The following is an 11,567-nucleotide window of genomic DNA, read 5'->3' as shown; positions in this document are numbered from 1 at the left end:
ATTTCGATTGTCGCAGGGCCTCATTTTGAGCCTATCTAGCCAGCTTTGATCCTGGCTAGACTGCTTCAATCTTAAATTGCTAGAAGGTATCAGGGCCTAGATTTATGAACTGAAGGAGCACTAGCAAAAAAGTGATGTCTATTTTTAGAAAAAAGGATAGTAGCCAAAGGACCAACCACCTCAAACGCCACCTGGACTTAAAGGACTTAATCCTACTAGGGATTGGGGCCATTGTCGGGACAGGTATCTTTACCATTACAGGGATTGGAGCAGCCAAGCATGCAGGACCGGCCCTGGTTATCTCAATCGTCATCTCCGCCTCAGCTATCGCCATGTCGGCCCTCTTTTCCGCCGAATTTGCCTCGCGGATACCAGCGACTGGAGGAGTTTACTCCTATATCTATGCCACCTTTGGTGAATATCCTGCCTGGCTAGCCGGATGGTTTATGATTATTGAGTTTCTAGCAGCCATTTCGGGGGTCGCCTCTGGTTGGGGCTCTTATCTCAAGGGCCTCTTAGCCAGCTTTGGCTGGCGCCTACCCCAGGCCCTCAATGGCTCCTTTAATCTGGATAAGGGGACCTATATCGACCTCTTCCCCATCCTAGTTTTGGTTTTAGTAACGGGAGTGGTCCTGCTAAATTCTAAGGCGGCTCTGCGTTTCAATTCAGCCCTGGTTTTCTTTAAATTTTCGGCTCTCGCCCTCTTTATCCTGGCTGGTCTCTTTTTTATCAAGCCGGAGAATTGGCAACCCTTTGCTCCTTATGGCTTTGGTCGCTTTCTAGGAGCCCAGAGTGGTATCATGGCTGGGGCCTCCATCATGTTTTTCGCCTTTCTCGGCTACGAATCCCTGTCCATGGCTGTCGATGAGGCCAAGGATCCCCAGAGACAGATTCCTCGGGCCATTATTTTGACCCTGACCATTGTCACTGTACTCTATGTCCTCGTCACCCTCATCCTGACCGGAGTTGTTCACTATAGCCAGCTCAATGTCGAAGATGCCGTCGCCTTTGCCCTGCGCTCGGTCGGCCTGACCTGGGCTGCCAACTATGTCGCCCTAGTAGCTGTTTTGACCCTAATTACCGTCTGCATTGCCATGACCTTTGGTCTGGCTCGGATGATTTACTCTATCAGCCGCGATGGACTTTTGCCCAAGACCTTTAGCCATATTCACCCCAAGAGCAGGGTCCCTAGCAATGCGACCATTCTGGTCGGGGCAACTGCAGCCCTCTTTGCAGGTGTCTTTCCCTTGGAGGTCCTAGCCAGCCTGGTTAATATCGTGACCTTGGCCTATCTGATTATGCTGGCCTTGGGACTGCTCAAACTCCGCAGAGATACTGGCCTTCCCAAAGAGGGAGAATTTAAAACCCCCTGGGTTCCCTTTCTCCCTATCCTATCTATTCTCTTTTGCCTCTCCTTTATGGCCCAATACACTCGGGCTACCTGGTTAGCTTTTCTGGGCGTCTTTGTCCTGGGTAGTCTGATTTACTTTGCCTATGGTTATAGACATTCGGAGCTCAATCAAGCAAAGCAACCTGAAAAGTAAAAGTAAGACCTACTTTAAGATAAAAAGAACCAGTCTAGAATTCCCCATAACCAGGCCATCTGACAAGTAAGATTAAGGACAAAAAAATGAAAAAATTAAATGGAACACAAATCAAATACCTGATGGGTTTTTTGATGGTTTTTGACCATCTTCACTATCTGCCTAATTTCCTCCCTCTTCTTTGGGTTTCTGTCTTTCACGCCCTAACCCGCTGCGTGGCAGTCTGGTTTGCCTTTAATGCCGTAGAAGCCTTCTTTCACACCTCCAATCTCAAGGCCTACCTGACCCGCCTCTATGGCTGCTCTCTCTTGATGGCCACAGGCAATTTCCTGCTCAACTGGATCTTTGAATATAAGGGCATCGTGCTGACCAATAATATCTTTCTGACCCTGGCTGTCGGAGTGACCCTCCTGACCCTCTTTTTCAAACCCTTCAAGGGCAAGGAAATGTGGTCCTATTTGCTAGGTGTCCTCCTCTTTTTTCCAGCCCTTTTCTTGGTGGAAGGAGGCATAGTCATTCTACTCTTCATGCTGATTACAGCAGGTTTGAGACAGAAGAAGAGGCTTAGAAATCTAGCCTATCTGGCTCTGAGCTTTCTCCTTTTACTGATGAGCTTCCAACTCTATGATACTTGGGCTGTGACCTTGGAGATGCTCTTATTTAATTCAGACTTCCTCTTTATCACCGTCCTGCCATTTTTGGCCCTCTATAATGGGGAGCAGGGAAAGAAGACCCGCTTTAATCAATATTTCTTCTACATCTTCTACCCCGCCCACCTCTGGCTCTTGGCCCTGATAGCTGCCTTGCTGAGCAAGTAAAAATTGCAAGAAGCAAACTAGATTCAAGTCAGTCAAGGAGGATTTGAAAAAGGAAGCAATCTAAAAGAAGGAACTTATAAATAGTGGCTGATTCCTAACCCGAGCAAGCTGAATGCAACTAGTTTGTCTTGCCCTAAAACTAAGATTTCTAGAGACTGGAGACAGATGTCCCAGTCTCTTATGCTAGTTATTCTTCGTCTAATCGTAGAAATCCTAGTATAAAATAATTCCAATAAATCTGATTATAGTCTATCTAAACAGATAATCCGAGAATTTAGAGATGCAGGATTGTGATATAGCAAGAAGGAAATATATAATATTATTTATCTAAAAAAGCCTGACTGACAGTCAGGCTAGGTTTGTAGTTGTTTTTCCAATGCTTGAGTAAGTACCTCGGAATAGTTTACATTTTCACGGTCTGCAAGGCGTATAAGCCACTCAGGGACCGTCACGTTTTTTCTAATGGCTTTATTATTTTTGATGAATGGAGTAGGGTCAACTTGTATCATTGTTGTAAAACCATCTTCTACTTTAAGGGTAGTAATTTCACTTGCCCTAGGCAAGTCCATACCTTCATCAATATAAGCTGCTAGAGCACTCTCTAGCATTTCGTGGGCATTTTTCATGGCTTCTTCTAGATTATCACCTTCAGTACCTCCAGCAAAATCTGGGAATTCTACCCAGTAACTGCTACTTTCTTTATGGAAAATAGCTGGATAACTTTTTAACATGAATACCTACCTCCTTTAAAAAATTTGAAAGAGGAGGGACTATCTCAGTCCCAAATCTTTCAGGATTTTCTGCTCGAGCCCCTTTCCTAAAGCCTTGTTAGCATGTATAGGAATAGTAACTAGATAAGGAAATCCCTCTTTCTTGAATTGGTGATGACTACCTTTTGTTCGGATTTATATCCACCCGTTTTGTTTAGCTAGTTTCGCCAATTCTCTACCTGTAAGTGGCATAGCGCTTTTACCTCCTTACACTAGTAATTATACGCATTATACGCATAAAAGTCAATGATTTTATTTAATTTTTTTCTCGTGGCAAGTAGTTCTTTCATTTTTACACCCAATCGCCTTATGTTATAATAAGAGTGTTGCTAAATCTATTTAAAGAAAGAAGAACAAGATGACCTTTGAAGAAATCTTACCAGGCCTAAAGGCCAAGAAAAAGTATGTCCGCACGGGCTGGGGTGGCGCAGAAAACTATGTCCAGCTCTTTGATACCATTGAACAAAATGGTGTGGCCCTTGAGGTGACGCCTTACTTCCTTATCAATGTTACAGGTGAGGGTGAGGGTTTTTCCATGTGGAGCCCGACCCCTTGCGATGTGCTTGCGACTGACTGGGTAGAAGTCCATGACTAAAACAGCCCTGATAACCGGTGTCTCCTCAGGGATTGGCCTTGCCCAAGCGCGGCTCTTTTTGGAAAATGGCTGGCGCGTGTATGGAGTAGACAAGCAGGCCCAACCAGTCTTAGAGGGAGACTTTCACTTTTTAGAGCTGGATTTGACGGGCGATTTAAGCCCCCTCTTTGACTGGCTACCGCAAGTTGATCTCCTTTTGAATACCGCAGGCGTCTTAGATGACTACAAGCCCCTACTTGAAACAAGCGATGAGGCCTGGGAGCAGCTCTTTTCTGTCAACCTCCTGGCTGCCATGAAAATCAGCCGCTTTTATCTAAGCGAAATGGTTGAAAATAAAGCTGGTATCATCATCAATATGTGCTCTATTGCTAGCAACCTAGCAGGTGGAGGAGGAGCAGCCTATACGGCCTCCAAGCATGCCCTGGCCGGCCTAACCAAGCAGGTGGCCCTGGACTATGCCGACAAGGGGATACAGGTCTTTGGCCTAGCCCCAGGTGCCGTCAAAACCCAGATGACAGCCGCTGATTTTGAGCCAGGAGGCCTGGCCGACTGGGTGGCCGACCAGACCCCCATCAAACGCTGGCTAGAGCCCAAAGAAGTAGCAGAGGTCAGCCTCTTTCTGGCCTCAGGCCAGGCCCAAGCCATGCAGGGACAAATCCTGACCCTTGACGGCGGCTGGTCTTTGAAATAAGACTAGTAAACTCAGGCTTTATCGGTAGTGACATATCTTAGCTTTCTAGTCCCGACCAGACCCAAAATTCCTTTCCCGCTTGGAAAGGGATTTTTTAATCCTCCACAACTCTTTGACTGCCACATCACACCAAGCATATCCAAAGCTAGTAAAGCAGGATAGCATCTTTCCTCCCTATCATGCCAGCTATTTTTTCTGGCTCCTCTCAAAGCGGGCCAAATTTGTGCTATAATAAGAATCAGCAAATCAAGATTTGAGGGGATTAGGATGGTAAGAAAAAAAGAAGAAGTAGAAATTGAAAAAGCCCTGATTGACCAGTTAACTTCTGGTCAGAGTCAGTGGACCTATCGAGCAGACTTGAAAACGGAGGCCCAACTCTGGGACAATTTTTTTGAAAAACTATCTCAAAACAATAGCAGGGTCTTAAACGATGTGCCTTTGACCGAGCAGGAGCAGGCACAAATCAAGAACCAGCTCAACTTTGTCAATTACTATGAGGCAGCCAAGTGGATAGCCGGGGAAAATGGGATTGCCAAAGTACAGGTCCAGCGTGAAGATGCCAGACTGGGCAAGGTCTATCTAGATGTCCTCTTTAGGGACCATGTAGCAGCGGGCAAGTCTGTCTATGAGATTGTCAACCAAGTCCAGCGAGACCGACCAGACAAGCAAGACAGGGACCGCCGTTTGGATGTGACCTTTCTAATCAATGGCCTACCTATGATTCAGCTGGAGCTGAAAAGTAAGCAAAGAGCCTTTATGGAGGCCTTTCATCAAATAGCTAAATACGAGGCCCAGGGTTATTTTCGTGGGATTTATTCTAGCTTACAGATGTTTGTCGTCACCAATATCACCGATACACGCTATATTGCAGCAGCCAAGGAAAATAAGCTCAATGCCCGCTTTCTGACCAAGTGGGTCGATAGCGACAATCAGCCCGTTCTAGATATCTATAGCTTTGCCGACCAGGTCCTCTCCATTCCTCGGGCCCACCAGATGGTCATGCAGTATTCGGTCATTGATAATGAAAAGAAATCGATCATCCTGCTAAGGCCCTACCAGATACACGCTATTGAGGCCATTCAGGATGCTAGCTATCAGCGACAGTCAGGCTATATCTGGCATACGACAGGCTCAGGTAAGACCCTGACCTCTTATAAGGTTGCCAAAAATCTCCTGCAAATTCCCTCCATTCAAAAGACCATTTTCGTTGTTGACCGAAAAGACTTGGACCAGCAGACCACTTCTAGCTTTTCCTCCTATGCAGAAAATGACACCTTTGATATTGATGAGACGGACAATACCCATGAGCTAATCCAGCGCTTAAAGGGAGACGACAAGCGCGTGATTGTGACCACCATTCAAAAGATAAATACCATGCTGCGTAAGTTTGAAGAGGGCAAGTACCAGCGTGAAGCGGCCAAAATAAAACAGCTCAATCTAGCCTTTGTCGTGGACGAATGTCACCGGGCTGTGACTCCCCAGGCCAAGCGCAAACTTTCAGCCTTCTTTGGCAAGGCCCTCTGGTATGGCTTTACAGGAACGCCGATTTTCGGTGAAAACCGCCGTAAGCAACTAGGAGACCTAGAGCAGACGACCGAGGCCCTCTATGGCAAGAGTCTCCACGAATATACCGTTAAGGAAGCCATCCATGACCAGGCCGTCCTCGGCTTTCGGGTCGAGTACAAAAGCACCTTCTTTACCCCAGAAGAGAGGCCTGAAAGCGACATTCCAGATAGTGTCTATGAGACCGAGGAGCACATGCTAGAGGTTCTAGACTTTATCCTCAACCAATCACAGAAAAAGCTGGGCTTTCAAAACGGTGTCGGCCGAACCTACCAGGCCCTCTTGACCGTCAAATCAATCGCCCAAGCCCAGAAATACTATGACCTCCTCAAAAAGGTCAAGGCTGGACAAAGTAGGCTTAAAATCTCTGAGCAGACCAAGCGGGTCCTCCCCGACTTCCCAAGGTTTACCATTACCTACTCGGTCACTGAAAATGAAGAGGATTCCTGCCATAACCAAGAGGCCATGAAGGCCTCCATCGCCGACTATAACCAAGATTTCGGTACCCACTTTGGTCTGGCTGACCTGGCGGCCTTTAACAGCGATGTCAATGAGCGCCTGGCTAGGAAAAAAGACCGCTTCCTCTACCGAAGCGAGCAATTAGACCTAGTCATTGTCGTCAATCGCCTCCTGACAGGCTTTGACTCGCCCTCCCTTTCTACCCTCTACATCGACCGCAAGCCTATGCAGCCCCAGGATTTGGTTCAGGCCTTTAGCCGGACCAATCGAATCTTTGACGCTAGGAAAAAGTACGGGCAGATAGTGACCTTCCAGCAACCCCTGGCCTTTAAAGAAGCGGTAGATAAGGCCCTGCGCCTCTACTCTAGAGGAGGAGAATCCTATGTCCTCGCTCCAGAATGGCAGGAAGAGCGAGCGCGCTTTAGCGAAAAACTAGACAATTTCCGTCAACTTATCACAGATGAAGTCGGCTTTGGCCTAGATATCGAGCAGGCAGAAACAGCCCAGCTCAAGCAGTTTGCCAAGAGTTATCAGGAGTTTGACCAAGCCTTTGCTTCCATTCAGGTTTATTCCCAGTATCAGGAGGCTAGTCTTTATGCTGAGACAGGCCTAAATGAGGACCTTTTAGCTGACTACCTAGCCACCTATCAAAATGTCCTTGCCGAGCTCAAGCGTAGGCGCCAGGAAGAGGAGCTAGACGATGAACCCCTAGATATCATGTACGAACTAGAGGTTGTGCAGATTGATGAAATCAACTACAGCTACATCCTCTCTCTGATTCAGGCCTTTATCCCCCAAGAGACCAATCAGCAAAAAGAACTGACCCATAAGGACCTGGAAACAGTCGATAACTATATCCTAGACCTCTCCAAGACCAATCAAGCCCTGGCCGACCTTATCGCCCAGCTCTGGCAGGATATCAAGGCCCAGCCGACCGCCTACCAAGACCAATCTGTGACCACCCTCCTAGAAGATATGATTGACTCCCTGATAGACCAGAAGGTTGAAAACCTAGCCAAAACCTGGTATATCGGCCAGGAAGAGCTGGCCTATCTAGTCAAAAACTACCGCAAGGGTAGAAGCAAGCAAATCGGCGAGAGTGAGCTCAAGGATAGCCAGCGCTACCAAGACTACAAGGCAGAAACCAAGGATGCCCTCAACCCCCTCAAATACAAAAAAGCCATCAAAGAATCCTATATCAAACTCATCCAAGACCTCGAGCCCTTGATGAGGAGGGAGTAGGGGGGAGTGGTTTTAACCAGTCTTTTTTCGATAACCAATAAATCCACAAACCGGGCTCAAATGCTCGGTTTCTTTGCTGATAGCGCTTTAAATATGAAGGAAATGTTGGTATAATGGAAGGAGGAGGATAAAGTGGTTATCCTTGAATGGGGAAAGTTAGGAAGATGATAATGAATAATAAGAATAGTAAAAAGAGGAAAAATCCATATAGAAATTTTGTTAAAGAACAATTTTTAGAGATTAATAAAAATTTTTATGAAAATTATTTAAAAGATTATTTTGTTACTAAGATTTTAGTTTACAATAAACAATTAAATGATATAGATACTTCATTAGAAGGAATATCTATAGAAAAATTAGACGTAGAATTAATATTTAAAAATAATACAGAATATAAAGAACATATCAGAAAGTGTTTCAATACAGAAATAGCAATGACAACTTTTCATTGTTTAGAAACTTTTTTAAGACTTTTCATTGTTCATTCGAAATTTCCTCCAGCTCCGGTTATGGAGTTAAGATATTTGAGTATTAAGGAATACCAAAGAAATATTGAGAATATCAAAAATGGTAAATTCAATACAATGAATGAAGAATTAACAAACGATAAGATTATTGTTGATGTTTTTATGGGAGGAGAGAGTATTTTAAATAGTTATTGTGAAAAAGCTAATACTACTCGCAAAAAAATAGTTACAGATTACAAAGAGTTATTAAAATTTGCAGCAAATTTTGTATCAGACAATGAAATATATAATGTATTTAAACATGGTCTCTATATGAGACAATCACAACAAGGTTTTTCTTTTGGAGAAAAATTTTCGGCTAATGGAGAGGCGTTTTCATATGTAGTAAAAAAAGTAGAGGAAGATGGAACCCGAAAGTGGTATAAAAGAATTAAATGGCTTGATTTACAATTGTTTCAGAGTTTAACATTAATATATAACCACTACATTGATTATTTAGTTGATTTATGGAAAATAATTTTGATTACTCCGCATGATAAAGAGTTGGAAGTAAAAATAACTCAATCAATTAATATCAAAGAATTTGTTGTAACTCAGAGCAATGGAAACACTGTGTTAAATTCTATTAAGCAAGATTCTTTATTTATAAGTCAGATGGACATTCAATACGACTATTATAAATAAGTATGAAATATACCATATTAGATTAGTTAATTTATGGAGAGGATAAAACTTCATGACTAAGAATGATTTTATTGTTTGTAAAACTTGTGGAGAAGTAATAAATCTTAGGATTCAAATGGGGTACTATGATATCCCCTTTAATATCAGCTGCCCTGAATGTCAAACACAAATATCAGGTTTTGTCGAATTAAATCCATATAGAGTAGAATTAGTAAATGCAGATAGTTATAAGGGAGACAATCCAGAGTTTCCTTACTGGTGTTCAGAATTATCGTCAGAGCTAAATACAAGAAAGTTTTATAAAAGAAAAGCACTTTTAGATAGTATGAGCCCTTTTATTTCACAAATACAGTTATTTAGCTCAGAAGAACAATCATTAAAATATCTGAAAATATCTGAAAATGTCAGATATTTTTCAGATTATGTAAAGAATGGTGAGCTCACAAATTTAATCCGCTTATTTAATTTATTTTGGAATCAAAAACAAAAATATCTATATCCTGAAATAGAAAAAGAAATCAGACTTAAAGAGTTACCAACACCTTTAGTATTATCGCAAGTAAACAATAAAATTGATTCTATAATGATTTTACATCAATTATTACTAACAACCACTGGAATAGGTTCAGTGCTTGGACAGAGTATACTAGAGCAATATTCTGAACTAGGTAGAAAGATATTGGAACCTCGGTATAAGGAATCAGTTTTATCTTATATAAAATATATTGATAATGAAATAGATGATATAGAGAAGAAAGCATTTATTTTACTTGATGATTTGTCTAAAATATACCCTCAGTTAATTCCAGTTGTTGTATTAGTAAATTTAAATAAATATGATTCTGTCAATCAGGATTTATATGGTATAACAACAGCAAACTATCAAGAATTGAAAAAATTTTATGTAGAAAGTTATGAATGGATATTACGTAATATCAATATTATTATTGCTTTAAATAATATATTTGTGAGAGGTGACTTTCAAAAGTGTTTACAAGATAGAAATTATCAAAATAATTTAGAAAAGGTTAGAAATAAGTATAATGAATTTTCTAATTATTTAGATGATAAAGAACCATTCAGTACCCCGACTGGTAATCTTAATAATAATATTCGCAATGCCATTCAGCATTATAATGATCATATAGATTATGTTACTCAAGTAATTACTTTTGAGGATGCACGAGGAAATAGAATGAATAAAGTTAGAATTTCTTTAATGGATTTTGCAAAACTTTGTTTAGAAAATTTCTCTCTAGTATTTTATATACTGGAGATTCTATATAATTTTAGAAAATTACAACTTTTAGAAGTGGGAATAATCCCAACACTATTTCAGGATGAGGAGAAAGAAAAATATTCCTCACCACAATATTTTAAAACACCTCGAAAGAGTTTGAAGATTCCTAGAAATTCGACCTGTCCTTGCGGAAGTGGAAAAAAATATAAAAAATGTTGCGGAGCAAAAACAAGGAGATAGAAGTATATTATGACAAAACAGAGTATTCCTAATATCAGATTTAAAGAATTTAATGAACAATGGAGAGTTAGTATCGTTGATGATTTAACGAAAAGATTTGATAATTTGAGGGTTCCTATAACCGCGTCAGAAAGAGTTAGTGGAGAAACGCCGTATTATGGAGCTAATGGAATTCAAGATTATGTTAAAGGCTTTACGCATGAAGGAGAATATGTGCTGATTGCAGAAGATGGAGCTAATAATTTAAAAAACTACCCAGTTCATTATGTAAACGGAAAAGTTTGGGTAAATAATCATGCGCATGTACTCTCAGGAAATAAAGATAAACTCAGTACACTCTTTTTAAAAAATAGATTGCAAAGTATAAATTTTGAAAAATATTTAGTTGGAGGGGGTCGTGCGAAATTAAATGCGGATATTCTCATGAAAATATCTTTGTATCTCCCCTCCCTCCCCGAGCAATCCGCTATTGGTTCTCTTTTCGCTACTCTTGATGACTTGCTCTCGGCCTACAAGGACAATCTTGCCAACTACCAATCTTTTAAAAGGACCATGTTGTCCAAGATGTTTCCTAAAAATGGGCAAAAAGTTCCCGAAATCCGCCTAGCAGGATTTGAGGGTGAGTGGGAGAAAGTACAGTTAGGTGATGTTTTGTTGAGCATGAAAAGCGGTTTGTCACGGGAGCTATCTAGTGAGGATATTGGTTTGCCTGTTATTCGTGCAAATAATATAAGCAGAGGTATTTTAGATTTAAATAATAATATTAAATATTGGTATGTGAAAGACCCAAAAGGGGCAAATACAGCAAATTACTTAGTTCATAAAAATGACATATTAGTGAATTTTATCAATAGTGAAGCTAAAATGGGGACCTCTACCATAGTTTCAGAGGAACCAATAAGAGATACAATATATACAACAAATATTCTTAAATTATCGGTAAAAGCTGAATTTGAGGCGTATTTTATTTTCCTAGAGACTTTTCGTCCCGTATATAAGAACTACATAAAATCTATTACTAAACCTGCTGTAAATCAAGCTAGTTTTACAACTGTAGATTTTAAAAAATATACTTTTCTATTTCCCTCCCTCCCTGAGCAACGCGCTATCGGCGCATTCTTCACCAATCTGGATGACTTAATTGCCTCTTACCAAACCAAGATTGAGAACTTGGAGACCTTGAAGAAAAAGCTCTTGCAGGAGATGTTTGTGTAGGAAAGATGTAGAAATCCGCTCAAAAAATCCGCTCATGAT

At 41.4% G+C, this 11,567-nt stretch carries 9 protein-coding genes and 1 pseudogene; 8 read left to right on the top strand and 2 right to left on the bottom strand.

What is annotated here, in order from left to right; all coding sequences use genetic code 11:
* Positions 1 to 134: 134 nt before the first annotated feature.
* On the top strand, positions 135 to 1,544 hold the full coding sequence (locus tag C4K46_RS01655) for an amino acid permease (protein WP_209626702.1): 1,410 nt from the start codon (positions 135 to 137) through the stop codon (positions 1,542 to 1,544).
* Positions 1,545 to 1,630: 86 nt separating this feature from the next.
* Entirely contained in the window at positions 1,631 to 2,362 is a 732-nt protein-coding gene (locus C4K46_RS01650) for a TraX family protein (protein ID WP_209626700.1), read from the top strand.
* A 353-nt stretch (positions 2,363 to 2,715) separates the two neighbouring features.
* Here the strand turns inward: C4K46_RS01650 and C4K46_RS01645 are convergent, their stop codons facing one another.
* A complete protein-coding gene (locus C4K46_RS01645) occupies positions 2,716 to 3,093 on the bottom strand; it encodes a type II toxin-antitoxin system HicB family antitoxin (RefSeq protein ID WP_209626698.1) in 378 nt (125 codons plus the stop codon).
* Positions 3,094 to 3,132: 39 nt separating this feature from the next.
* Positions 3,133 to 3,324, bottom strand: a pseudogene (locus C4K46_RS01640) (type II toxin-antitoxin system HicA family toxin).
* A 166-nt stretch (positions 3,325 to 3,490) separates the two neighbouring features.
* Here C4K46_RS01640 and C4K46_RS01635 point away from each other — a divergent pair.
* The 6 genes from C4K46_RS01635 to C4K46_RS01610 all read left to right on the top strand — a co-directional run bounded on the left by C4K46_RS01635 (position 3,491) and on the right by C4K46_RS01610 (position 11,528).
* Positions 3,491 to 3,727 (top strand): DUF2829 domain-containing protein, encoded by a 237-nt coding sequence (locus C4K46_RS01635; RefSeq protein WP_018370992.1) that lies wholly within the window; start codon positions 3,491 to 3,493, stop codon positions 3,725 to 3,727.
* Positions 3,720 to 4,418, top strand: coding sequence for a 3-oxoacyl-ACP reductase (locus tag C4K46_RS01630; RefSeq protein WP_209626696.1), 699 nt, complete (start codon positions 3,720 to 3,722; stop codon positions 4,416 to 4,418). Before C4K46_RS01635 ends, C4K46_RS01630 begins: the two co-directional genes overlap by 8 nt.
* A gap of 267 nt (positions 4,419 to 4,685) precedes the next feature.
* The gene (locus C4K46_RS01625; protein WP_209626694.1) at positions 4,686 to 7,682 is read left to right on the top strand and encodes a type I restriction endonuclease subunit R, EcoR124 family; all 2,997 of its coding nucleotides are present in this window, start codon (positions 4,686 to 4,688) and stop codon (positions 7,680 to 7,682) included.
* A 170-nt stretch (positions 7,683 to 7,852) separates the two neighbouring features.
* Complete coding sequence (locus tag C4K46_RS01620) at positions 7,853 to 8,833, top strand: hypothetical protein (protein ID WP_209626692.1); 981 nt, start codon at positions 7,853 to 7,855, stop codon at positions 8,831 to 8,833.
* A gap of 52 nt (positions 8,834 to 8,885) precedes the next feature.
* Positions 8,886 to 10,313, top strand: coding sequence for a YecA family protein (locus tag C4K46_RS01615; RefSeq protein ID WP_209626690.1), 1,428 nt, complete (start codon positions 8,886 to 8,888; stop codon positions 10,311 to 10,313).
* Positions 10,314 to 10,322: 9 nt separating this feature from the next.
* Positions 10,323 to 11,528, top strand: coding sequence for a restriction endonuclease subunit S (locus C4K46_RS01610; RefSeq protein WP_209626688.1), 1,206 nt, complete (start codon positions 10,323 to 10,325; stop codon positions 11,526 to 11,528).
* The last annotated feature ends 39 nt before the right edge of the window (positions 11,529 to 11,567 follow it).

Origin of the sequence: Streptococcus oricebi, from assembly GCF_017883985.1 — a bacterium.
Taxonomy (GTDB): Bacteria; Bacillota; Bacilli; order Lactobacillales; family Streptococcaceae; genus Streptococcus; species Streptococcus oricebi.
The sequence above is the reverse complement of the archived record's forward strand: the minus strand, read 5'-3'. Positions and strand labels throughout refer to the sequence as shown.

Excerpts from the sequence above, each read along its gene's own strand:
- C4K46_RS01630 (WP_209626696.1), top strand. The coding sequence starts at position 3,720 with ATGACTAAAACAGCCCTGATAACCGGTGTCTCCTCAGGGATTGGCCTT.
- C4K46_RS01655 (WP_209626702.1), top strand. The coding sequence starts at position 135 with ATGTCTATTTTTAGAAAAAAGGATAGTAGCCAAAGGACCAACCACCTC.
- C4K46_RS01625 (WP_209626694.1), top strand. The coding sequence starts at position 4,686 with ATGGTAAGAAAAAAAGAAGAAGTAGAAATTGAAAAAGCCCTGATTGAC.
- C4K46_RS01620 (WP_209626692.1), top strand. The coding sequence starts at position 7,853 with ATGAATAATAAGAATAGTAAAAAGAGGAAAAATCCATATAGAAATTTT.
- C4K46_RS01650 (WP_209626700.1), top strand. The coding sequence starts at position 1,631 with ATGAAAAAATTAAATGGAACACAAATCAAATACCTGATGGGTTTTTTG.
- C4K46_RS01615 (WP_209626690.1), top strand. The coding sequence starts at position 8,886 with ATGACTAAGAATGATTTTATTGTTTGTAAAACTTGTGGAGAAGTAATA.
- C4K46_RS01610 (WP_209626688.1), top strand. The coding sequence starts at position 10,323 with ATGACAAAACAGAGTATTCCTAATATCAGATTTAAAGAATTTAATGAA.
- C4K46_RS01645 (WP_209626698.1), bottom strand. The coding sequence starts at position 3,093 with ATGTTAAAAAGTTATCCAGCTATTTTCCATAAAGAAAGTAGCAGTTAC.
- C4K46_RS01635 (WP_018370992.1), top strand. The coding sequence starts at position 3,491 with ATGACCTTTGAAGAAATCTTACCAGGCCTAAAGGCCAAGAAAAAGTAT.